22 protein-coding genes are annotated in these 23,498 nt (G+C 62.1%); 14 read left to right on the top strand and 8 right to left on the bottom strand.

Features of this window, described 5'->3' with window-relative positions; translation table 11 throughout:
• The first annotated feature begins 126 nt into the window (after positions 1-126).
• Complete coding sequence (locus F0M17_RS09645) at positions 127-975, top strand: hypothetical protein (RefSeq protein WP_149597023.1); 849 nt, start codon at positions 127-129, stop codon at positions 973-975.
• Between the two features lie 121 nt (positions 976-1,096).
• On the opposite strand, the gene F0M17_RS09640 is transcribed toward F0M17_RS09645, so the two are convergent.
• Positions 1,097-1,582, bottom strand: a complete 486-nt coding sequence (locus F0M17_RS09640) for a GNAT family N-acetyltransferase (RefSeq protein WP_149597022.1) — start codon at positions 1,580-1,582, stop codon at positions 1,097-1,099.
• A gap of 273 nt (positions 1,583-1,855) precedes the next feature.
• Here F0M17_RS09640 and F0M17_RS09635 point away from each other — a divergent pair, with 273 nt between their 5' ends.
• The gene (locus tag F0M17_RS09635) at positions 1,856-2,188 is read left to right on the top strand and encodes a hypothetical protein (RefSeq protein ID WP_149597021.1); all 333 of its coding nucleotides are present in this window, start codon (positions 1,856-1,858) and stop codon (positions 2,186-2,188) included.
• Positions 2,189-2,294: 106 nt separating this feature from the next.
• Here F0M17_RS09635 and F0M17_RS09630 read toward each other — a convergent pair whose 3' ends face one another.
• The gene (locus F0M17_RS09630) at positions 2,295-2,696 is read right to left on the bottom strand and encodes a nuclear transport factor 2 family protein (protein ID WP_168201994.1); all 402 of its coding nucleotides are present in this window, start codon (positions 2,694-2,696) and stop codon (positions 2,295-2,297) included.
• A gap of 779 nt (positions 2,697-3,475) precedes the next feature.
• Here F0M17_RS09630 and uvrA point away from each other — a divergent pair.
• From uvrA to secG, 12 genes are all read left to right on the top strand, one after another.
• Positions 3,476-6,346: an excinuclease ABC subunit UvrA gene (gene uvrA, locus F0M17_RS09625; RefSeq protein ID WP_149597019.1), complete on the top strand. Its 2,871-nt coding sequence runs from the start codon at positions 3,476-3,478 to the stop codon at positions 6,344-6,346.
• Positions 6,347-6,432: 86 nt separating this feature from the next.
• On the top strand, positions 6,433-7,137 hold the full coding sequence (locus tag F0M17_RS09620; protein WP_246857044.1) for an HAD hydrolase-like protein: 705 nt from the start codon (positions 6,433-6,435) through the stop codon (positions 7,135-7,137).
• Positions 7,138-7,809 carry a 1-acyl-sn-glycerol-3-phosphate acyltransferase gene (locus tag F0M17_RS09615; protein WP_038990762.1) on the top strand — a complete coding sequence of 224 codons (672 nt, stop codon included), beginning with the start codon at positions 7,138-7,140 and terminating at the stop codon, positions 7,807-7,809. It abuts the gene before it with no gap.
• Between the two features lie 3 nt (positions 7,810-7,812).
• Entirely contained in the window at positions 7,813-9,756 is a 1,944-nt protein-coding gene (gene uvrC, locus F0M17_RS09610) for an excinuclease ABC subunit UvrC (RefSeq protein WP_066138759.1), read from the top strand.
• A gap of 9 nt (positions 9,757-9,765) precedes the next feature.
• On the top strand, positions 9,766-10,659 hold the full coding sequence (gene rapZ / locus F0M17_RS09605; protein WP_038990765.1) for an RNase adapter RapZ: 894 nt from the start codon (positions 9,766-9,768) through the stop codon (positions 10,657-10,659).
• Between the two features lie 5 nt (positions 10,660-10,664).
• Positions 10,665-11,690, top strand: coding sequence for a uridine diphosphate-N-acetylglucosamine-binding protein YvcK (gene yvcK, locus F0M17_RS09600; protein WP_073706096.1), 1,026 nt, complete (start codon positions 10,665-10,667; stop codon positions 11,688-11,690).
• Positions 11,691-11,717: 27 nt separating this feature from the next.
• A complete protein-coding gene (whiA, locus tag F0M17_RS09595; protein ID WP_038990767.1) occupies positions 11,718-12,698 on the top strand; it encodes a DNA-binding protein WhiA in 981 nt (326 codons plus the stop codon).
• 61 nt (positions 12,699-12,759) lie between these two features.
• Positions 12,760-13,389: a superoxide dismutase gene (locus tag F0M17_RS09590; protein WP_038990769.1), complete on the top strand. Its 630-nt coding sequence runs from the start codon at positions 12,760-12,762 to the stop codon at positions 13,387-13,389.
• Positions 13,390-13,572: 183 nt separating this feature from the next.
• Entirely contained in the window at positions 13,573-14,580 is a 1,008-nt protein-coding gene (gene gap, locus F0M17_RS09585) for a type I glyceraldehyde-3-phosphate dehydrogenase (RefSeq protein WP_038990771.1), read from the top strand.
• A 16-nt stretch (positions 14,581-14,596) separates the two neighbouring features.
• Positions 14,597-15,826 (top strand): phosphoglycerate kinase, encoded by a 1,230-nt coding sequence (pgk, locus tag F0M17_RS09580; protein ID WP_066138753.1) that lies wholly within the window; start codon positions 14,597-14,599, stop codon positions 15,824-15,826.
• 2 nt (positions 15,827-15,828) lie between these two features.
• Positions 15,829-16,644 (top strand): triose-phosphate isomerase, encoded by an 816-nt coding sequence (tpiA, locus tag F0M17_RS09575; protein ID WP_066138750.1) that lies wholly within the window; start codon positions 15,829-15,831, stop codon positions 16,642-16,644.
• Between the two features lie 22 nt (positions 16,645-16,666).
• Positions 16,667-16,918, top strand: coding sequence for a preprotein translocase subunit SecG (secG, locus tag F0M17_RS09570; RefSeq protein WP_038990774.1), 252 nt, complete (start codon positions 16,667-16,669; stop codon positions 16,916-16,918).
• A gap of 67 nt (positions 16,919-16,985) precedes the next feature.
• Here the strand turns inward: secG and F0M17_RS09565 are convergent, their stop codons facing one another.
• The 6 genes from F0M17_RS09565 to zwf all read right to left on the bottom strand — a co-directional run bounded on the left by F0M17_RS09565 (position 16,986) and on the right by zwf (position 23,491).
• A complete protein-coding gene (locus tag F0M17_RS09565) occupies positions 16,986-17,681 on the bottom strand; it encodes a TrkA family potassium uptake protein (protein ID WP_210416629.1) in 696 nt (231 codons plus the stop codon).
• On the bottom strand, positions 17,674-19,035 hold the full coding sequence (locus tag F0M17_RS09560; RefSeq protein ID WP_149597018.1) for a TrkH family potassium uptake protein: 1,362 nt from the start codon (positions 19,033-19,035) through the stop codon (positions 17,674-17,676). Before F0M17_RS09560 ends, F0M17_RS09565 begins: the two co-directional genes overlap by 8 nt.
• Positions 19,036-19,228: 193 nt before the next feature.
• Positions 19,229-20,209, bottom strand: a complete 981-nt coding sequence (locus F0M17_RS09555; RefSeq protein ID WP_149597017.1) for an FAD-binding oxidoreductase — start codon at positions 20,207-20,209, stop codon at positions 19,229-19,231.
• A 93-nt stretch (positions 20,210-20,302) separates the two neighbouring features.
• On the bottom strand, positions 20,303-21,043 hold the full coding sequence (gene pgl / locus F0M17_RS09550; protein ID WP_038990777.1) for a 6-phosphogluconolactonase: 741 nt from the start codon (positions 21,041-21,043) through the stop codon (positions 20,303-20,305).
• Positions 21,033-21,974 carry a glucose-6-phosphate dehydrogenase assembly protein OpcA gene (locus tag F0M17_RS09545; protein WP_073706102.1) on the bottom strand — a complete coding sequence of 314 codons (942 nt, stop codon included), beginning with the start codon at positions 21,972-21,974 and terminating at the stop codon, positions 21,033-21,035. The genes pgl and F0M17_RS09545 overlap by 11 nt, the downstream gene beginning before the upstream one ends.
• Positions 21,971-23,491 carry a glucose-6-phosphate dehydrogenase gene (gene zwf / locus F0M17_RS09540; protein WP_121866943.1) on the bottom strand — a complete coding sequence of 507 codons (1,521 nt, stop codon included), beginning with the start codon at positions 23,489-23,491 and terminating at the stop codon, positions 21,971-21,973. The genes F0M17_RS09545 and zwf overlap by 4 nt, the downstream gene beginning before the upstream one ends.
• Between the last annotated feature and the right edge of the window lie 7 nt (positions 23,492-23,498).

The raw sequence follows: 23,498 nt of genomic DNA, 5'->3' as shown, positions 1-23,498 counted from the left end.
AGGTATGTTTGGCTGTTGGCAGCTCCAATATTTCCCGGGGTTGATTAGCTGCCAGCAAGGTAACGGGCGACTAGTAATAGTTGTGCCGAAGCTGCGTAAAATCCGAATGAAACAGGAAGGGCAGGCATGTCGGTTAGACATGAATCGGCTTCGGGGTTGATTTGGAACAACAAAGTGGAAAAAGTCCGGATGTCCCAGGATTCCTATGCACGGCTTCGTTTCGCCAACATCCGCCAACTACCCGAAACTGGATTGTTCGCGGACGAGGTCGGTGCCATAGCGCCGGATGTCCAAGCTGTTTCAATCGACTTGGATGATGGTGGCAACCTTGACTTGACGGGGATTGAGAACCTGCCGTTGCTCTCATCGCTAATCATTCATCAATGCGACGGCATACTGCCCTATGGCGGTTCGGGAAATGGGGTCATGGCCTTGACCCGATTGCTCATGCCGTACGCGCAAGGGGCCACCGAGCAACTCATTGCTTCCCCTCACCTGCAAGATATGGAGATCGAAGGCGGAACTCTCGATCTGCTCACGCACATGGCGGAAACAGTGCGCAATGTCCTATTGCAACGCGTGAAGCGTGCCGCAGATCCTAGGGCCTGGGACAGGCTGACCCAGCTGGACCAGATCGAAATCAATCAATCGGGGAGCATAGAGGTCGTTGCACCTGCTGGCGCTTGGCCCGAGGTCGTGAGTTTTACCATTATTGGGTCTCTCAAGGGGATAGTGCTGGCGTCAAAGGTCCGCCCCTTTCAATACCTGTATTTAGAAGGGGTTCGCCGGTTTGACCCGGGCTCGTCGTTCTGGGATCTGCAAGCTAAAAGGGTCACTGTTGGATACTCGACCAATCCGCCAAAATGGCTGGTCGAGGCGTGGCCCCACAGGCCGGATGATTGGGACGAGAGTTTCAGCATTGCCTCGCATCCGCTGCTTCCCGGATCAGAGGAGCCCTACTTCGACGAACTCTGATCTCCCGCTCTCGGTGACGTCGTGACAGCGAATACCCGCTATCGATCTCGAATTCACAGGCTGTCTGCACAACAGCTCAGTGTTCGTTAAGTCGAACCCTCTGTGGGAACGTTGCTAGTCCTCAGGTGACCCGGCCAGCTGGTCGTCGAAGCCAGACTGTAGCCAGCCCCTCCGCCATTTTTTCTTCGAAATCGAATCTGAAGCCACGCCGTTCATAGAATGCCTGGGCCGACGGGTTGCCTTTCACGAACTCGATCCTCAGATCTTGAGTGCGGCCGAAGGCATCAAGTGCTGTGTTCATTAGTTCGGTGCCGATGCCGTGGCCATGGGATTCCGGCAACACATAAATTTTCCATATGACAGGTTCGCCCTCAAACTGCCCGACCGTTAGAGTTCCAACGGCTTCGCCATTCTGCAGAGCAACGTACGTTGTATCATCGGTGATTGAAGCACTGACAGAGTCGTGTGACCACCAGGTATTGAGATTATCCATGACGAAATCCGGGCTCGTGAAACTAAGGTATGTTGCTGGCCATGTAAGAATCCCGATAGACCGGATAGCCTGAACATCATCAAGGGTGGCTTTGCGAATCGAAAGGTTATTCATGCCACAAACCTATCGGAGCTTCGGATGTTGATGGAGAATATCTTCAAGAATAAGCGCTTCTATTTGTCCTCTCGGCCCTGGGGCATGCCGAGATCGCGCACTCTGAACCGACCGTTCCGGGACCTCCTCCGGGAACGGATGCGATCGTTCCTGTATTGCTCAGACACTTGAACGCATTTCAAACGAGAGAGATATAGTGTTCGATCCATGAGAGATGACCCAAAGGTTCTGAATTACCTCGCCCTGCTGAGGGCTCGGGTTGAGGAGGTCATCATGACCTTACCGGAGGATATCAGTGGTCGAGCCTACGATCGTAAACACTCTATCCAATTAGATCTTCAGGGCCCTAGACTCGGCGTCTTCACTCTGGTGTTGGGAAGCGAGTCACCGGAACTCGTCTACGATGAGCGATATATCGGATACCAAACGATTCCTGAAGGGTTGGACGAGGTCATTGAATTCGCGGAAGAAACGATTGACGATGTAGCGTCTTTTGTCCTCAGCTCGGAACCGCTGGTGGTTCGTGAAAGCTCCATTTTTCGACGGTCTTATCTCTGCATGCCGAGTAATCACGGACGGCAGTGGAAGCTCAAGAGGTTCAGCTAGCGTATCGACGGCTGGTGTGAGTGTTCAAAGCTGACAACGCCTCTGTCTTTGCTCCTTAGTGCTGTGCCGCCCGTAAACGGAACCTTGAACGGGACAGAGTGTGATGTCAGGCGCTGAATGGAAGCTCAGGTCGCAAGTGGTGCCCGTCTTTGACGTGTGAGTAGTCTCGCGCTGTTGTTACTAAGCCTGAATCGTCGAATGAAAGCACAGTGCATCCCGAGACGGTCATTGGCTGGTCCTTGATGAACATCACGACCCAGTACTCGACGGAAGCTGAACTTCCGTTGACGATTGGTTCGCTGAACCATGTTTCTGCCGGTTGGGTTTCCTCCGCGAAGCATTCCTCTAGATAAGTGCGCAGACCGTCAGGCCCACGCAATGGTCTGAACATCGAGGCCCAGTGGTCGCCGTCATCAGCTTGCAACTGGACAATTGCATTCACGTCCTTGAGTGGCCAAGCGTTGGCCCATGTTGTCGCCCAGCGTTGCGCGGCTTCGGTAGTTTGCATGTTGATTTCCTGTTGACGTAGATGATTGGTGACTGCAGGTTGTTCGGGCTGTGCGAGTAACCCTGCATCCATAAGTATTACAACGCTACTATCGGTCGAGCAGATTCACGTTGTAGGTTCGTTCAGTGTTGCTTAGTGCTCACTTTTCTCAAAGTGTCCCGAAAGCGGGTCACAAATAGGATCGCGCCACGTGCTGACTCGCATCGCAGAAGTTTCATGGATTTACAGGAACACCGGCCGTTCCGTATGCCCTGTCCGTGTAGTGACCGGTGAGGGGGCGCGAAACGGAACGGTGTGGCGCTGCCTCATGATGTCGAATGCTTGCACAGAAAACAATTGCTGTCGGATGGCATGCACCGCGGACGATGCCATTGCGCGGAACATTTGGCCAGGTTCGCTATGTAGTTGCATTGCGGATCAGCGGTTGCGGTGCCCCTGGTTGGCGGCGTGAACCGAACGTCGAATTTTATCCGTTTTCCCGCTCGTGCAACACAGAGCATGCGCTCGCCGCTCATTGGCATCTACGAGATAGCTGCGAACTTGGGGAGGGGACGCACACGTGACAGGCACAAGCGGGAATCCAAGGGCCCGGTACCTCGAATGGGACGTCGTGGTCCGATCTGGATTCATGGGGACGCCGGCTCACCGGTCGACATTCCGGATGGATGGACGAGCACGCATTGCGCTCGCCGTGCGCAGGATCAGGGGTTTGGAGAATTAACTGTGAGTTGCATCCATTCGTACATGTATTCGAAGCAGTTTTCGATTAGTATTGCTTCGTGGCTATTACTGCAGAGAGCAAGAGAACAGATCTGACTCGCCTGGTCGTCAAGGGGGCCCGCGAGCACAACCTGAAGAACGTGGACATTGATCTGCCGCGTGACGCGATGATCGTCTTCACCGGCCTGTCCGGTTCGGGCAAGTCCTCCTTGGCCTTCGACACCATCTTCGCCGAAGGCCAGCGCCGCTACGTCGAATCGCTCTCCGCCTACGCCCGCATGTTCCTCGGCCAGGTGGACAAGCCGGATGTGGATTTCATCGAGGGCCTGTCGCCAGCGGTGTCCATCGACCAGAAGTCGACCAGCCGCAACCCGCGCTCCACCGTGGGCACGATTACCGAAGTGTACGACTACATGCGCCTGCTCTGGGCGCGTGTGGGCCGTCCGCATTGCCCGATCTGCCACGAACCGATCTCCAAGCAGACTCCGCAGCAGATCGTCGACCAGCTGATGGAGCTACCGGAGAAAACCCGTTTCCAGATCCTCGCACCGGTCGTGCGCTCGCGCAAGGGCGAATTCGTCGACCTGTTCGCCGAGCTTTCCTCCAAGGGCTTCGCCCGTGCCCGGGTGGACGGTGAAACCATCCAGCTGAACGATCCGCCAAAGCTGGCCAAGCAGGTCAAGCACACCATCGAGGTGGTGGTGGACCGCCTGGCCATCAAGGAAGACGCCCGCCAGCGCCTGACCGACTCCATCGAAACCGCCCTGGGCATTGCCGAAGGCCGCGTGCTGGCCGACTTCGTCGATCTGGACGCGGATGACCCGAAGCGCGTGCGCGCGTTCTCCGAGAACCTGGCCTGCCCTAATGAGCACCCGCTGGCCATCGACGAGATCGAACCGCGCACCTTCTCCTTCAACAACCCGTTCGGTGCCTGCTCGGCCTGCTCCGGCATCGGCACCAAGCTGGAAGTCGACGAGCACCTGATCGTCCCGGACACCGAGGTCACCCTGGCCGAGGGCGCGATCGCCCCATGGTCGCTGGGCAAGGCCACCACCGAATACTGGAACCGGCTGATCGAGGGCCTGGGCAATGAGCTCGGCTTCACCATGGACACCCGCTGGCAGGACCTGCCGGCGGCCGCCCGCGAAGCGATCCTCAACGGCAAGGACCACAAGGTGGTCGTGCAGTACAAGAACCGCTTCGGCCGCGAACGCAAGTACTCCACCGGCTTCGAGGGCGTCATCTCCTATGTGCACCGCAAGCACCAGGAGACCGAATCCGACCACGCCCGCGACCGCTACGAGCAGTACATGCGCCAGATCCCGTGCCCTACCTGCGGCGGCGCGCGCCTGAACCCGGCATCGCTCTCGGTCTTGGTGGGCGGACGTTCCATTGCCGAGGTCTCCGCCATGGACCTGCGCAGCGCCGCGGAATTCCTCTCGTCGATCGAGCTCAGTGCACGCGAGGCGCAGATCGCCGCGCAGGTGCTCAAGGAAATCGACGCGCGAATGAAGTTCCTGCTGGACGTCGGGCTGGAATACCTGACCCTGGAACGCGCCGCCGGTACCCTGTCAGGCGGCGAAGCGCAGCGCATCCGCCTGGCCACCCAGATCGGCTCCGGCCTGGTGGGCGTGCTCTACGTCCTGGACGAGCCGTCCATCGGCCTGCACCAGCGCGACAACCGCCGGCTCATCGATACCCTGCTGCACCTGCGTTCGCTGGGCAACACCCTGATCGTGGTGGAGCACGACGAGGACACCATCGCCGAAGCCGACTGGATCGTGGACATTGGCCCGGGCGCCGGCGAGCACGGTGGCGAAGTGGTGCATTCCGGTTCCCTGGAAGACCTGAAGCAGAACACCAAGTCGCTGACCGGCGACTACCTTTCGGGCCGCAAGCAGATCGACATCCCAGCCAAGCGCCGCAAGGTCGACAAGGACCGCAAGCTCAAGGTGGTCGGAGCCAGCGAGAACAACCTGCAGAACCTCTCGGTGGAGTTCCCGCTGGGTGTGCTGACCGCGGTGACCGGCGTGTCCGGCTCGGGCAAGTCCACCCTGGTCAACGACATCCTCTACAAGGTGCTGGCCAATAAGCTCAATGGCGCCAAGCAGGTGCCGGGCCGGCACACCCGCGTGCAGGGCCTGGAGCACCTGGACAAGGTGGTCCACGTGGACCAGTCGCCGATCGGTCGCACCCCGCGATCGAACCCTGCCACCTACACGGGCGTTTTCGACCACATCCGCAAGCTGTTCGCAGAGACCAATGAGGCGAAGCTGCGCGGATACCAGCCGGGCCGCTTCTCCTTCAACGTCAAGGGCGGGCGCTGCGAGGCCTGCTCGGGCGATGGCACGCTGAAGATCGAGATGAACTTCCTTCCCGACGTGTATGTGCCTTGCGAGGTCTGCCATGGTGCCCGCTACAACCGCGAGACCCTGCAGGTGCTGTACAAGGGCAAGAACATTGCCGACGTGCTGGACATGCCGATTGCCGAAGGCGCCGAATTCTTCAGCGCGTTCACCCCGATCGCCCGCCACCTGCGCACGCTCGTGGACGTGGGCCTGGGCTATGTGCGCCTGGGGCAGCCGGCCACCACGCTCTCGGGCGGCGAAGCCCAGCGCGTGAAGCTCGCTGCCGAGCTGCAGAAGCGGTCCAATGGCCGCTCGATCTACGTCCTGGATGAGCCGACCACCGGCCTTCACTTCGAAGATATCCGCAAGCTGCTCAAGGTGCTGCAGGGGCTGGTCGACAAGGGCAATACCGTGCTGACCATCGAGCACAACCTGGATGTGATCAAGTCGGCCGACTGGGTCATCGACCTCGGTCCGGAAGGTGGATCCGGCGGCGGCACGATTTTGGCCACCGGCACCCCGGAAAAGGTGGCAAAGGTCGACGAATCGCACACCGGAAAGTTCCTCGCCGAGATCCTGTAATGCCTCGCGGAGAATGTTCGACATATGCAATTTCAGTTATGGATTGCTAACCCACGTCCGCTTCATGGGAAGATGGCTAGGTGAATATGTCGGTAACAAGCGTGCTCTTCGACCTGGACGGGACCCTCGTGGACCCCGCCGGTGCCATCACTTCGGGTATCCGCCACGCGGTGACCTCCCACGGTTTGGCCGATCCGGGCGAAGCCCGGGTGGAAGCGCTGGTGGGCCCGCCCCTGCAAATCGGCCTGCGCACGCTAGACGGCGTCACCGATGAGAACATCGGTTCCATCATTGCCGCCTACCGCGCCCGGTATGCGGAAGCCGGCATGGCTGAATCCATGGTCTACCCGGGCATCGTGGCGCTGCTGGATGCATTGAGATCGGCCGGGATCTATGTTGCGGTGACCACTGCCAAGCCGATCAACATCGCGCGCCAGCTCATTGCACGCAAAGGCCTGGATGCGCATCTCGACGCGATTCACGGCAATGCGGATGAACACGGGAGCATGGGATCGAGCAAGACGCACATCGTAGCCGAGGCCCTGGAGCACGGCCAGCTGGACCCGGAGCGCAGCGTCGTGGTGGGGGACCGGCACTACGATTGGGATGCCGCCCGCGAGAATTCGGTGGCATCCATCGGTGTCGCCTGGGGCTTTGCCCAAGGCGACGAACTGCAGCAGGCGGACGCCATAGCCGTGACCGCCCGGGATCTGGCCGTGTTGCTGCTCGGCGCCGAACGGGCAAACACCATTAACTTCGACGAAGACTTCATGCAGGAAGGTGCAAAGTAGATGAGCATCTACACCATGACCCGTTCGTCGATTCGGGGCATCATCCACGGCGTCTGCCGTGCGGAAGTGACCGGGCTGGAGAACGTCCCGAAGGAAGGCGGCTTCATTGTCGCCTCCAACCACCTGTCTTTTTTCGACTCCCTGATCATCCAGGCGCTGACCCCGCGCGACGTGGCGTTCTTCGCGAAGGCTGAATACTTCACCACTCCTGGCCTGAAAGGCAAGATGATGAAGACCTTCTTCGAATCCGTGGGATCCATCCCGGTGCAGCGTGGCGAGCAGGCGGCCTCCGTGGCGGCGCTCGACTCGCTGGTGGAAATCATCGAGGGCGGCTCCGGCATCGGAATCTACCCGGAAGGCACCCGTTCGCGCGACGGCAAGCTGTACCGGGGACGCACCGGCGTGGGCTGGCTGGCGCTGACCACCGGTGTGCCAGTGGTCCCGGTCGGGCTGATCGGCACGGAGAAGCTGCAGCCTGCTGGCTCCAAGGGCTTCAAGCCCGCCAAATTCCAGATCCACTATGGCGAGCCGCTGTACTTCGACCAGTTGGGACGCAAGCACCCGTTGCCGCAGCGCCGCCAGGCCACAGACCGGATCGTGGATGCGATTGCCGAACTGTCCGGCCAGGAACGCGTCGATTCCTACAACCAGCTGCCGCCGGACGCGAAATAGGCCATGGCTGATCCGGCAAGCTACCGTCCGAAGACCTCGGACATCCCCACGAAACCTGGCGTGTACCGTTTCCGCGACGAACACGGCCGGGTCATCTACGTCGGCAAAGCCAAGGTCCTGCGCAACCGCTTGACCTCCTACTTCGCCAACCCAGATCGGCTCACGCCGAAAACCCGGGCGATGGTCTTCACTGCCGGGTCTGTGGAATGGACCGTGGTGGGGTCCGAGCTGGAAGCGCTGCAGCTGGAGTATTCCTGGATCAAGGAATACAACCCCCGGTTCAATATCGTTTTCCGCGACGACAAGACCTACCCGTACCTGGCAGTCACGCTCAATGAGAAGTACCCGCGCGCCCTGGTGATGCGCGGTGACAAGCGCAAGGGCGTGAAGTATTTCGGCCCGTTCTATCCGGCTAAGGCCATCCGCGAAACCCTCGATACGCTGCTGCGGGTCTTTCCCGTGCGCAGCTGCGCACCCGGCGTGTTCAAGCGTGCCGAAGCCTCGGGCCGTCCGTGCCTCTTGGGCTACATCGACAAGTGCTCAGCTCCCTGCGTCGGACGGATCAGCGAGGAAGACCATCGCCAACTGGCCGATGACCTCTGCACCTTCATGGGCGGCGAGGCGACCAAGTTCACCAAGGCGCTGACCGTGAAGATGCAGGAAGCCGTCGCGGAGCTCGAATACGAGAAGGCCGCCCGCTATCGCGATGACATCGCTGCCTTGAACCGGGTCTTCGAACGCAACGCAGTGGTCCTTGACGACCGGACCGAAGCCGACATCTTCGGCATCCATGGCGATGAGCTGGAGGCCGCCGTGCAGGTCTTCCATGTCCGCGACGGCCGCATCCGCTCGCAGCGCGGCTGGGTCGTTGAAAAGGTCGCAGATACCACCGACGCAGAATTCGTCGAGCAGCTGCTCACCCAGATTTACGCCGATCACGCAGACCGGATTCCCAAGGAAATCCTGGTTCCGGCGCTGCCCGAAGACATCGAGGATGTCACCACCTGGCTTACCGAGCTGCGCGGATCCAAGGTCTCCCTGCGCGTCGCCCAGCGGGGCGACAAGGCGGCTTTGGCAGCCACCGTTGTGGAGAACGCGGAACAAGCGCTGCGTCTGCACAAATCGAAGCGCGCAGGCGATATCACCACGCGATCGCTGGCCATGCAGGAACTGCAGGATGCCCTGGGAGCGGAGCAGGCGCTGCTGCGCATCGAATGCTATGACGCGTCGCATACCCAGGGAACCAACGTGGTCGCTTCCATGGTGGTCTTCGAAGACGGGTTGCCCAAGAAGAGCGAATACCGCAAGTTCTCCATCACCGGCGAGGCCGCACGCGACGATACCGCCAGCATGTACGACGTGATCTACCGCCGCTTCAGCCGCTACCTGAAGGAGAAGGTCGACCCGACGAGCTTCGCCACCGGGGAAGTGGATGAAGCCACCGGCGAGCAGGAAAAGAAGAAATTCTCCTACCCGCCTTCCCTGGTGATCGTCGATGGCGGCCCGCCGCAGGTGGCCGCCGCGCAAAAGGCCATGGACGATCTGGGAATCGATGATATTCCCGTCGTCGGCTTGGCCAAGCGCCTGGAGGAACTGTGGCTGCCGGATGATCCGTTCCCGGTGATCCTGCCGCGAGCTTCCGCCTCGCTGTATCTGGTCCAGCGGCTTCGTGACGAGGCACACCGTTTCGCGATCACCTTCCATCGGGCCAAGCGGGCCAAATCGATGATCGCTTCCGATCTGGATGCGATCCCGGGCCTGGGCAAGGCCAAGCAGGCCGCCCTGCGCAAGCACTTCGGATCGATGAAAAAGATCCGGGCCGCAAGCGTCGCCGAACTGATGGAAGTGCCCGGCGTCGGTGAAAAACTTGCTACTTCCATCAAAGAGTCCCTAGAAGACGCTTCATTAACCGGTGTGAATATGACTACCGGCGAAATTGTCGACTAGCCTTGTGATATGACCGCTGAGTATGAAGCTGTAAAACCCCCTGAGTCCGAACTCGTGATCGTGACAGGCATGTCAGGTGCCGGTCGCACCACCGTCGCGCATGCTCTGGAAGACCAGGGCTGGTACGTGGTGGAGAACCTTCCACCGGCCATGCTCGGACCCCTGACCGAGATGATGAGCCGCTCGCAGGGTTCTATCCCGAAGATGGCTGTCGTGATGGACGTGCGCTCCAAGGAAATGTTCCCGGAGATCCGCGACGCGTTGGCGAACCTGACGGCCAGCGGAGTGAAATTCCGGCTGGTCTACCTGGATGCAAGCGACGAGGTGCTGATTCGCCGCTTCGAGCAGGGACGCCGGCCGCACCCGCTGCAGGACGACGGCCGCATCGTCGACGGCATCAAGCGCGAACGCGGAATCACCGACCAATTGCGCGAAGCCGCCGAAATCATCCTGGACTCCACGACCATGTCGGTGCACGACCTGGCGCGTGCAGTCAATGAGCTGTTCAGCGAATCCGGGCCGATCATCCTGCGCATCAACGTCATGAGCTTCGGCTTCAAGTACGGCTTGCCGGCAGACGCCAACTACGTGGCAGACGTCCGCTTCATTCCCAACCCCCACTGGGTTCCTGAACTGCGCCCGCAGACGGGCAAGGACAAGGAAGTCTCGGACTATGTCCTCAGCCAAGAAGGCACCAGCGAGTTCATCACGAACTACCTGAAGGCGCTTGAACCAGTCTTCGAGGGCTACCGCCGCGAGAATAAGCATTACGCGACCATCGCCGTGGGCTGCACCGGCGGCAAGCACCGCTCGGTGGCAACCACCATCGAGCTGGGCCGGCGGCTGGCACAGTTCCCGAACGTACGGGTGAACATCAGCCACCGAGATCTGGGGCGTGAGTAGGAGCAATGGCCTTTGCCACAGGTCCGATCCCGATCCAGGGACTGACGCGAAGCGATGATTACCGCAACCCATCGGTGGTTGCCTTGGGCGGGGGACATGGCTTGTCCTCCTCGCTTTCTGCCCTGCGTCGCCTGACTACCGACCTCACCGCCATCGTTACGGTGGCCGATGACGGCGGCAGCTCCGGGCGCCTTCGGGGCTCGTTCGACGTGCTGCCCCCGGGCGACTTGCGCATGGCCTTGGCCGCGCTGTGCGATGACAACGACTGGGGTCGGACCTGGCGCGATGTCATGCAGTACCGCTTCGAATCGACCGAAAACATCGAAGAGCCCTTGAACGGCCATGCCGTTGGCAACCTGCTGATCCTTGCCCTCTGGGAGTTGCTCGACAACCCGGTAGCTGGGCTGCGCTGGGCCGGAGCGCTGCTCGGTGCCCGCGGCCAGGTCCTGCCGATGAGCACCGTTCCGCTGTCCATCCATGGCGAGGTACTCGAATCGGACCCGGTGAACGACACCTTGGTGCGCCGCCGCATCGATGGGCAGGCCAAGCTGGCCCGCGCCGGTTCTGGCGGTCTGGTCACCAATGTCTATCTGGAGCCATCCGATGCGCCGGCCTGCTCCGAAGCGCTGGAATCCATCGATCTGGCGGACTGGGTGATTCTTGGTCCCGGATCCTGGTACACCTCGGTGCTGCCGCATCTGCTGCTGCCAGATATGCGCCAGGCTCTGGCATCGACAACAGCCAAGAAGCTGCTGACCATGAATCTGGCCTTCGACACCGCCGAGACCGCCGGGATGGATGCCGCCGCGCACTTGGAGGTGCTGGTCCGCTACGCACCCGAGATCAAGTTCGATGCGATTATTGCCGACGAATCCAAGATTCGTAACAAAGAGCGATTTGAGCTGGCAGCGCAAAAACTCGGCGCGCGGGTCTTTTTTAGTACAGTAGGAGTATCTGACGGTCGTGCCGTGCACGACCCGTTGCGACTAGCGGCGGCCTATCATGAGGTGTTTACCGCGATCGGATCTTAGGAAGATCCAAGTAAGGGAGTTTGATTCATGGCATTGACGGCTTCCGTCAAAGACGAGCTGTCGCGGGTAGAGATTCGCAAGCCGTCGGTCCGCAAGGCCGAGGTTTCGACCATGCTGCGCTTCAGCGGCGGACTGCATATTGTCTCCGGGCGAATTGTCATCGAAGCAGAAGTGGATCTGGCAGCGACCGCCCGGCGGTTGAAGATCGCTATTGGCGAGCTTTACGGGCACGATGCCGAGATCGTAATGGTTTCCGGTTCTGGCATCCGCAAGGGGAGCCGCTACATCGTGCGCGTGTCCAAGGATGGAGAAGTACTGGCCCGCCAGACTGGCCTGCTTGATCAGCGCGGCCGGCCGGTACGCGGCCTGCCCTCGGTCATCGTCAACGGTTCCACCGCCGACGCTGAAGCGGTATGGCGAGGCGCATTCCTGTCCCATGGTTCGCTGACCGAACCAGGACGCAGTTCCGCATTGGAAATTACCTGCCCTGGACCGGAAGCAGCATTGGCCCTGGTCGGTGCGGCTCGCCGCCTGGGTCTAACGGTCAAGGCCCGCGAGGTGCGCGGCGTTGACCGCGTAGTGATCCGTGATGGCGATGCCATCGCCCAGCTGCTCACCCGCATGGGCGCCCACGATGCGCTGATGGTCTGGGAAGAACGCCGCATGCGCAAGGAAGTGCGCGCCACCGCCAACCGCCTGGCGAACTTCGACGACGCCAACCTGCGGCGCAGTGCCCAGGCGGCGGTCGCTGCCGGGGCGCGCGTCGAGCGTGCGCTGGGAATCTTGGGCGACGAGGTTCCAGAGCACCTGCGCTATGCGGGGCTGCTGCGCCTAGAGCACAAGCAAGCCTCCTTGGATGAGCTCGGCCGGATGGCCGAACCGCCAATGACCAAGGACGCCATCGCTGGCCGAATTCGCCGCCTCTTGGCTATGGCGGATAAAAAGGCGAGCGATCTGGGAATACCCGGTACGGAGTCCAGCGTTCCAGGAGAAGAACTGGAACACTAAAAATGTCCCCGCGGGAGCCCTCCCGTGGAGATTCAACCAATTGAGAAGATTGAGGAGAATCATGGCTGTTTATTCACTGCCAGAACTGCAGTACGACTACGCCGCACTGGAGCCGAACATCTCGGCTCGCATCATGGAACTGCACCACTCCAAGCACCACGCAACCTACGTTGCAGGCGCAAACTCGGCACTGGAGCAGTTGGCTGAAGCTCGCGAAAAGGGCGAATTCGGCAACATCCCGAAGCTGTCCAAGGACTTGGCTTTCCACCTGGGCGGCCACACCAACCACTCGATCTTCTGGAACAACCTGTCCCCAGAAGGCGGCGACAAGCCTGAGGGCGAGCTGGCAGCTGCCATTGATGACTTCTTCGGTTCGTTCGACGCATTCCGCGGCCACTTCACTGCTGCTGCCATGAGCCTCCAGGGCTCGGGCTGGGCAGTCCTGGCCTACGACGCACTGGGCGGGCAGCTGGTCATCGAGCAGCTGTACGATCAGCAGGGCAACATCCCAGTGGCAACCACCCCGCTGCTGATGCTGGACATGTGGGAGCACGCCTTCTACCTGGACTACGTCAACGTCAAGGCAGACTACGTCAAGGCCTTCTGGAACATCGTGAACTGGGCAGATGTCCAGGCGCGTTTCGAAGCCGCACGCAACGGTGCAGCATCGCTGATCGTTCCAGGCAAGTAATACTTACCTGGTAAGTTAGCTCACATTCTCCGCTGATATAGCGTAGTATGTTTCTAGTGTGTTGCGGATCCCAGCTCCGGCTGGGATCCGCAAGCACGGCACAACGGAGTGTCCTCTTAAAGAAGGCCACCTCCGCTAGTGCGCGGTCGTGGCATCATCATCCCATTTAGAGGAGATAGTCACGTGACAACTCGTGTTGGAATCAATGGTTTCGGTCGCATCGGACGCAACTTCCTGCGTGCAGTACTGGCCCATAAGGCAGATATTGAAATCGTCGCCGTCAATGACCTTGGTTCAATCGATTCGCTTGCTCACCTGGTGAAGTTCGATTCCGTGCTCGGCCCAGTGGGCGAGCCGGTATCCGTAGACGGCGATACTATCGTCGTGGGAGAACGCCGCATCAAGGTTCTGTCCGAGCGCGAGCCGGCCAACCTGCCCTGGGGCGAATTGAAGGTTGATGTCGTAATTGAGTCGACCGGATTCTTCACCAACGCAGAAGACGCCAAGAAGCACGTAGCTGCTGGCGCGAAGAAGGTCATCATCTCGGCTCCAGCCAAGAATGAAGACATCACCATTGTGATGGGCGTCAACCAGGACAAGTACGATCCTGCAAACCACGCCATCATCTCGAACGCATCCTGCACCACCAACTGCCTGGCTCCAGTGGCCAAGGTGCTGAACGACGAATTCGGCATTGTTGACGGCCTGATGACCACCATCCACGCCTACACCGCCGATCAGCGCCTGCAGGACGCGCCGCACAGCGATCCGCGCCGTGCCCGCGCCGCAGCGCTGAACGTCATCCCTACCTCCACCGGTGCCGCCAAGGCCATCGGCGTGGTGCTCCCAGAACTGAAGGGCAAGCTGCACGGTTACGCTATGCGCGTACCAGTTCCCACCGGCTCGGCCACCGACCTGACCGTGAACCTGGCCCGCACCGCAACTGTGGAAGAAATCAACGCGGCCTTCGAGAAGGCTGCCGCCGAAGGCGCATTGAGCGAATACCTTGAGTACTCAACCGATCCGCTGGTTTCCTCGGACATCGTGACCAATTCCCACTCGGCAATTTTCGACTCCGGCCTGACCACCGTAATGGGCAACAGTGTCAAGGTCGTCGCGTGGTACGACAACGAGTGGGGTTACTCATCTCGGCTCGTCGATCTCGTTGAATTCGTGGGATCCAGCCTCTAGTCGATAACCTAGAGACATGTCTTCTCACACCATTGACGAATTGATCGCTGACAACGGCGTCCGCGGACGGTACGTTCTGGTCCGCAGTGACCTGAACGTGCCGCTCGACGGTGCAACTGTGACCGATGATGGCCGCGTCCGCGCGTCGCTGCCAGTCATCAGCAAGCTGGCCGAGGCCGGTGCAAAGGTCATCGTGATGGCCCACCTGGGACGCCCCAAGGGCCAGGTCGATGCCAAGTACTCCATCGCTCCAGCAGCGAACCGCCTGAACGAACTGGCTGACTTCGACGTAATTGTCGCCGAAGACGTGGTGGGCGACTCTGCCCGCCAGGCTGCGGCAAACCTCGAAGAAGGCTCCGTTCTGGTTCTGGAGAACGTCCGCTTCGATGCCCGTGAAACGTCCAAGGACGATGCGCAGCGCGCAGAGTTCGCCAAGGAGCTGGCTGCGCTGACCGGCGAGAACGGCGCCTACGTGAACGACGCTTTCGGCGCCGTGCATCGCAAGCACGCTTCGGTCTACGACATTGCCAGCCTGCTGCCGAGCTACCAGGGCGACCTGGTGGCTACCGAGGTCAAGGTCCTCAAGACCCTGACCGAGGCGCCGAAGCGCCCCTACGTGGTGGTGCTTGGCGGGTCGAAGGTCTCGGACAAGCTCGCTGTCATCGACAACCTGCTGGGCAAGGCTGATCAGCTGCTGATCGGCGGCGGCATGGCGTTCACCTTCCTCAAGGCGCAGGGCCATGCCATTGGCGGCTCGCTGCTTGAAGAAGACCAGATCGCCACCTGCCAGGAGTACCTGAAGCGGGCCGAGAAGCTCGGCTGCGACATCATCGTGCCTAGCGATGTCGTTGTGGCAAGCAAGTTCGGTGCCGATGCTGAGCATGAGGTGCTGGCGGCAGACAAGATCGAGGAAGCCAGCTTCGGCTCCAACGGCCTTGGGCTGGACATCGGTCCGAAGTCCGCTGAACTGTTCGCAAGCTACATCACCAGCGCCAACACCGTGTTCTGGAACGGCCCAATGGGCGTCTTCGAGATTCCTGCTTTCGCTGAAGGTACCCGTACCGTCGCGCAGGCTCTGGCGGACTCGGAAGCGTTCAGCGTAGTAGGCGGTGGCGATTCGGCCGCGGCTGTCCGCGCGCTGGGTTTCTCGGAGGATGACTTCGGCCATATCTCCACCGGTGGCGGTGCTTCGCTGGAGTACCTCGAAGGCAAGACCCTGCCGGGTGTTGCCGCATTGGAAGGCTAAGAATGACCATTTCGCAGAACGGCGCTTTTGTGCGCCAGCCGCTGATTGCCGGCAACTGGAAGATGAACATGGACCACGTCCAGGGGATCACCCTGGTGCAGAAGCTGGCGTGGACCCTGAAGGACCACGAACACGATTACGATCGTGCCGAGGTCGCTGTGTTCCCTCCGTTCACCGACATCCGCGGCGTGCAGACACTGACCTTGGGCGACAAGCTGGACATCGTCTACGGTGCCCAGGATCTGTCGGCGCAGGATTCAGGCGCGTACACCGGTGAAATCTCGGGCCAGTTCCTCAAGAAGCTCGGTTGCACCTACGTTTTGGTAGGCCACTCCGAGCGTCGCGAGTACCACAACGAGACCAACCAGGTGATCGCCGCCAAGCTGGCAGCCGCGTACCGCCACGAGCTGACCCCGATGCTCTGCGTCGGCGAAGGCCTGGAAGTGCGCAAGGCCGGCGAGCACGTGGCTTTCACCTTGGAACAGTTGGCGCAGTCGCTGGAAGGCGTTACCGCTGAGCAGGCGGCAAACCTGGTCATCGCCTACGAGCCGGTGTGGGCCATCGGTACCGGTGAAGTTGCGGGACCGGCCGACGCGCAGGAAATGTGCGCCGCGATTCGCGGTGCGCTGGCCGAGCGCTTCGGAGCGGAGATTGCCGAGAAGACGCAACTGCTCTATGGCGGTAGTGTTAAGGCAGCAAATGCCGCATCGATCATGCGCGAACGCGATGTCGATGGCGTGTTGGTTGGCGGTGCCAGCCTGGATGCCGAGGAATTTGCTAATATTGTCAGGTTCGAGCATCATCTCGTCACCGACTGAATCTAACTAAGGAACCGTCGACTTGGATATTATCAAGATCATTCTGCAGGTATTGCTGGGCATCACTAGCGTCCTGCTCACCCTTTTGATCCTTTTGCACAAGGGACGTGGTGGCGGTATGTCCGACATGTTCGGCGGCGGCATGACCAGCTCCATGGGATCTTCAGGTGTTGCCGAGCGCAACCTGAACCGGATCACCATCGTTCTCGGTCTGATCTGGGGTGCCGTGATCATCGGCCTTGCCCTGGTGCTTCGATTCAGCGTCGAAGCCTAGGCAGCACCCTTCCGCAGCAGCCAAGAGGCGCCTTCCACATCACGTGGAGGGCGCCTCTTGCGCGTCATCAGGCCAGTTGCCCGAATTTCTCCGTATCGGCAATCGAGCCGAGCACGAGAATCTTGTCTCCGGTGCTAAGGACGGTGTTGCCGTCGGTGTTCTGCCATTCGCCGGCAGCATTGGTCGTGGCCGCGATGGTCACCCGGTACTTGTTGCGCACCGCCGCATCGCTGAGCTTCACCCCATGCAACGTGGATGGCGCGCTCATTTTGACCATGGCATAGCCTGGATCGACCTCCAGGTAGTCCATCATGGATCCGCGCACCAGGTGGGCAACACGCTTGCCCATGTCTTTCTCCGGGTAGACGATGTGATGGACCCCCAGCTGCTCCAGGATCAGTCCATGCCGATCATCTTGCGCCTTGGCCCAGATCTGCGGGATCCCCATGCTGACCAAGAGCGAGCAGCACAGGATGGATGACTGCAGGTGGCTGCCCACGGCCACCACCACACGGTCGAATTCGTGGATCGATAGCTGTTCCAGGACTTCGCGGCTTGATGCGTCGGCACGGACCACCTGGGTCAATTCGCCATTCAGCGACTGGACGTTGTTCTCGTGCACGTCGATGCCCAGAACTTGGGTGCCTGACTTCATCAGTTCCAGGGCAAGGGATTCTCCGAAGCGCCCGAGCCCGATCACCGCCACGGAGTGAGCTTTGGGCAGTCCCTTGGCATCATTGCGAAAATTCAGTAGCTTAGCCAATTGAAGGCCTTTCCTTGGGGAGTTCATAGAGCGCTTTTCGATCGCGCAGGGCAAGCGCGGAACCCAGCGAGAGGACACCGACGCGGCCGAGGTACATCAACGCGATGAGAATGCCTTTGGCGGGATCCGGCAAGTCCGGGGTAATGCCCGTGGACAGCCCGACGGTGCCGAAGGCCGAGGTGGCTTCGAAGAGACAGCGGTCCAGGGAATAGTTGGTGAGCAGCAGCAGGCCCATCGTGCCGGCGAACACCGCCGCGACGCCCAGCAGCGCCACCGTGATGGCTTGGCGGTGCACCGAGCGGGAGAGCCGCCTGCCCAGGACGTTGACTGCGGTCTCGCCGCGCAGCTCGGTCATGATGATGAACAGCAGGATCGCGGCCGTGGTGATCTTGATGCCGCCGGCGGTGCCGGCCGGTCCGCCGCCGATGAACATCAGCACATCCATGCCCAGCCAGGAGGCTGGATGCATCGCGCCGATGTCGATGGAGTTGAAGCCCGCGGTGCGCGTCTGCACAGATTGGAAGAATCCGGCCAGGATCCGCTGCGCAGGTTCGAGCTCGCCGAGCGTCTTCGGATTGGACCATTCCATAGCGGTGATGAAGATGGTGCCGCCAACGAGCAGCAATGCGGTCATCAGAAGAACCAGACGGGTGTTCATGCTCCATTTCAGCGTGTTCCGCCAGTGCTGCCTCAGCTGGACCAGGACCGGGAAGCCCAGGCCGCCAAGGATGATGGCGAGGCTGATAGGGATGCAGAGCCACGGGTCAGCGACGAAGTCCATCAGGTTATTCGAATACAGGGCGAAGCCCGCGTTATTAAAGGCCGAGACTGCATGGAATGCGCCATGCCAGATCGCACCGGCTGGATCGTCGCCGTAGGCCAGCCCGAAGCGGATGGCTAAGATGGCCGCCACGACGGATTCGATGGCCAGCGACAGCTTGATGATCATCAATGCGGCGGTGCGCACATCTTCGCCTGATACCGCGGAGCTTTCGCGTTGGGTGGATAGCCGGGTGAGGTAGCCAATGCGGCCGATGACCAGCATGCTCAGCAGCGAGGCAATCAGCATCAGGCCCAGGCCGCCGGCTTGGATCAGGATGAGGATGACGAGCTTGCCGAAGAGGGTGTAGTGGGTTGCGGTGTCCAAGACAGTCAGGCCGGTCACGCACACCGCTGACGTGGCAGTGAAGATCCCGTCGACCAAGGATGTGAAGACGCCTTGGGTATTGGCTGCCGGGGAGGACAGGAGCAATCCGCCAACGAGAATCGCACCGGCGAAGGCAAATGCTACTGCGCGTGCCGGTTTGGCCAGCACGCTGTGCTGCGCGGCCGGCCGGGGCGCGGGAAAATTCATGGAGATCGCAATCGTAGGAATAACGTCTCGCGAAACCGTGGGACGAGGAGTACGAGGGAAATACTACGCCCGGAAAAACGGGTGTCAATGGTGATTCCCGTCACCGATGGCGGTGCCGGCCAGGCCGCCGCGGGAGAGCTTGAACCGGCGGCCGCGCAGTATCTGCGCGGCTGCCGGCAAGCCGAGGGCATCGCTAGCTGCCGAGCAGTTCCACGACGCGCTGCGCGGTGCCCCAGGACAGGGTCACGCCGGCGCCTCCATGGCCGTAGGCGGCAATGACGGGCACCGCATGCCCCTCGATGCGCTCCAGGCGGATCGTCTCGCGGGCCGGACGCAACCCGACCTTGTGCTCCAGGATTTCGCAGCCGGCCAGCTCGGGGACCAGGCCGGTGGCGCGGTCGAGCATGTCGGCGGCGGTCTGCGGGTCGGCTTCGAGGTTGAAGTCGTGGTCCACGTCGGTGCCGCCAACGATGATGTCATCGCGGCGCGGAATGATGTAGCTGACGCCTTGCGGATGCTCGTCGTAGCAGAGCCAGTCGGACAGTCCTGCGGTGTTGGCCAGGCGGATCACCTGGCCGCGGATGGGGTAGACGCTCTGGTCGTCGCCGGTGAGCTCGCCGCCTCGCAGGCCGGCTGCCAGCACGACGGTGTCGGCATCGTCCTGCAGCTCGTCGAAGGATTCGACCGTGCGCCAGATGAACTGCACGCCCAAGGCCGCGGCCTGGTCCTGCAGCCAGGACAGGTAGGTGGGCATGGTGATCACCGGAACCGTGGCATGCATTCCGGCGGCCGCAATCGGCGGGATCGCTTCTGCCGGTGCTTCGGCGGCGTTGGTGACGATCTTCGCCCAGGAGCGGTCCTCGTCCGCCGAGCCCTCCAGGTTCAGTCCGTAGCGCAGATCGATGCCGGTTTCCGCGATGCCCGACAGCTGCTCGAAGCGTGCCAAGGAACGGGCGAGCAGCAGGTCGGCAGCTTCGGAGTTCTCCGAGTGGTAGGGGAACCAGATGGCGGCGGCCACCGCGGAGACCGTCTGCTGCGGCTGCTGGTCGGCGATCACGGTGACCTCGTGGCCGGCGGCGGCCAGCTCGTGGGCGGTGGACAGGCCGATGACCCCGGCACCGATCACGGTGACCTTGCGGGGCTGCGCTGCTTCGGGCAACGGTGCGGAAAGCATGGAATCCTCTCGGGCAGGTGGTGCTGGAAAAGCGAAGGCCGGTGCCGCGAGCCCGCCATCGGCAGGATCGCGGCACCGGCGATGAGGTGTTGGCTAGAGCAAGGTGGCCGCGGCGCGGTCGATGATCCAGCGGGTAGCTTCGGTGCCGTGCACGGCCGAAGCCGGGACGGCAACCTCGTTTACCTCGTGCTGCGCGGCGGCCAGTGCCGGGGCCTTCTCGGCGCCGGCCACGAGCAGCCACACCTCTTTGGCGGTGTTGATCGTGCCCATGGTGAGCGTAACGCGGTCCGCCGGCGGCTTGGGGGAGTCGTGGACTGCGATGACTCCTGGCTCATCCGACCGGGTGTGGTTGGGGAAGAGCGAGGCGACATGCGAGTCCGGGCCCATGCCGAGCATCAGCACATCGAAGGCCGGATTCAGCGCGCCTTCTTCGGCTTCCTCGGCCAGCTCCCGGGCGTAGGCTGCGGCGGCCTGCTCTGCTGTCCCGTACTGGTCGCTGGCGCCCATGGCGTGCACGGTGGCCCGGTCCAGCCCCAGGGTGTCCAGCGCCTCGAACAGGGCGGCCGCCTGGCGCACATTGCGGTCAGCCGAATCGGAGGCGACGAAGCGCTCGTCGCCCCACCAGAAGTGCACCTGCGACCAATTGACCGAGGTCTTGGCGGGGTTGGCCGCGACGGCTTCCAAAGCGGCGATGCCCAGCGAACCGCCGGTGACCACCACATGGGCGACACCGCGGGCCGCCAGCGCATCGGCGATCGTGGTGATCAGCCGGGCGGCGATGGCGTGGGCGGTAGCCTGTGCATCCTCGTGGATGAGAATCTGCCTAGCGATCACTGGATCTGATGCTCCTCAGGTTGGTCAGGGCCAGGCCCTTCGTGATGACCTCGCCGAAGACGTCGTCGGCGTCCAGGCGGCGCATCTCCTCGGCCAGGCATTCTGCCACCGAACGCCGCGGCAGCGAGATGCGCTGCGGCGCGCTGCCGGGCAGATACAGGTGGGCAACCGCGCCGGAGGGGCGCGAGAGCTCCACGTCGCCGTCTTCGCGGGCGAGCCGGACGCTGGAGAGCCCGCCGTTGGACTTGTCCGCGGCGATGGTCACCGGGACGTCCAGGCACAGGGTCAGCCAGGCCGCCAGCAGGGTGGTGGACGGCGAATTGTCCGAGCCCTTCACGGTGATGGCGGTCAGCCCGTCGGTGCCGATCAAGTCGATGATGCTCGCCAGCTGGGCACGCCACAGGGTCAGCCGGGTCCAAGCCAGGTCGGTGTCTCCGGCCCGATAGGTGGCAATGCGGCTGAATAGCGCGGCGGTCGGGTCCTCGGTCTCCGCCGAATCCGTGATGCGGCGGTGCGCCAGCCTGCCCAGCGCGGTGCCGGCCGGATCCTGCGGCACCCCATGCGGCCACCAGGCCACGATCGGTGCATCGGGCAGCAGCAGCGCGGAGATCAGCGCCTCGTCGGCCACGACATCCGGGCCGTAGGTGCGCATCACGATCACTTCGGAGGCGCCGGCGTCCCCGCCCACGCGGATCTGCACGTCCAGGCGGTTGGCCTCGGACTTGTTGCCGCGCACCACCACGATGATCCGGCAGGGGTGCTCGCGGCTGGCCAGGTTGGCCGCCTCGATCGCGTTCTCGGCGAAGCCCTCGCGGGTGATGACCACCAGGGTCAGCACGCGGGACAGCGCCACCACGCCGTGGGTGCGGCGCGAGGAGATCAGCTTCTTGGCCACCTTGGAGGTGGTGGTGTTGGGAAGATCGATCATCATGGTCGTCGCCACGTCCTTCCATCCTTGGCCATCAGCTCGTCGCTGCTTTCAGGTCCCCAGGAGCCCGGAGCGTAGGGATCCGGCTGGGTGGGCAGGGCGGCCCAGTACTCCTCGAAAGGATCCAGGATGCGCCAGGACTGCTCGACTTCCTCGTGGCGCGGGAACAACGGAGGTTCGCCGAGCAGCACGTCGAGGATCAGCCGTTCATAGGCTTCGGGGGAGGACTCGGTGAAGGCGTTGCCGTAGCCGAAGTCCATGGTCACGTCGCGGATCTCCATTTGGGTGCCGGGCACCTTGGAGGAGAAGCGGATGGTCGCGCCCTCATCGGGCTGCACGCGGATCACGAAGGCGTTCTGGCCGAACTCGTCGTCCTCATGGTCGGTGAACAGCAGGTTCGGGGCCTTCTTGAACACCACCGCGATCTCGGTGACGCGCCGGCCCAGGCGCTTGCCGGCACGCAGGTAGAACGGTACGCCGGACCAGCGGCGGGTGTTGATCTCCAGCTTGACCGCGGCATAGGTCTCGGTCTTGGACTTCGGGTTGAAGCCCTCCTCGTCGAGGAAGCCGACGACCTCTTCGGCGCCCTGCCAGCCGGAGGTGTACTGGCCGCGGGCGCTGGCCGCCCCCAGGTCCTCGGGCAGCTTCACCGCGGTGAGCACCTTTTCCTTCTCGCTGCGCAGGTGGTCGGCGTCGAAGGAGATGGGCTCCTCCATTGCAGTCAGCGCCAGCAGCTGGAGCAGGTGGTTCTGGATGACGTCGCGGGCGGCGCCCACACCGTCGTAGTAGCTGGCCCGGCCGCCGATGCCGATGTCCTCGGCCATGGTGATCTGCACGTGGTCCACGTACTTGTTGTTCCACAGCGGCTCGAACATCTGGTTGCCGAAGCGCAGCGCCAGCAGGTTCTGCACCGTTTCCTTGCCCAGGTAGTGGTCGATGCGGAACACCGCATCCGGCGGGAACACCGACTCGACGATGGAGTTCAGCTCGCGCGCGCTGGCCAGGTCGTGGCCGAAGGGCTTCTCGATGACCACGCGTTCCCAGCCGGGGTTCTTGTCCTGGGCCAGCTTGTGCTCCGAGAGCTTCTGGCAGACGACCTCGAACCAGCTTGGCGGGATCGAGAGGTAGAAGGCGTGGTTGCGGCCGGTGGAGCGCGATTCGGCCAGCTCGTCCAGGGTGGCGGCAAGCTGCTCGTAGGCGCCGTCATCGTCGAAGGCGCCGGAGATGAATCGCATGCCGGCCGCCAGCTGGGCGAAGACTGTTTCGTTGAAGGGGGTGCGGGCGCTGGCCAGGATCCATTCGCGGGCCTGGTCGGCGAAGTCCTGCGCCGTCCAGTCGCGGCGGCCGAAGCCGACGATCGCGAAGTTCGGGGGCAGCAGGCCGCGGTTGGCCAGGTCGTAGACCGCTGGCATGAGCTTCTTGCGGGCAAGGTCGCCGGTGATTCCGAAGAACACCAGCGCGCCCGGACCGGCAATGCGGTTAAGCCGCCGGTCGCGGGCGTCGCGTAGTGGATTGCTCATTCGTGCC

This window comes from Glutamicibacter sp. ZJUTW (assembly GCF_008370855.1).
GTDB classification, from domain to species: Bacteria; Actinomycetota; Actinomycetes; order Actinomycetales; family Micrococcaceae; genus Glutamicibacter; species Glutamicibacter nicotianae.
The sequence above is the reverse complement of the archived record's forward strand: the minus strand, read 5'-3'. Positions and strand labels throughout refer to the sequence as shown.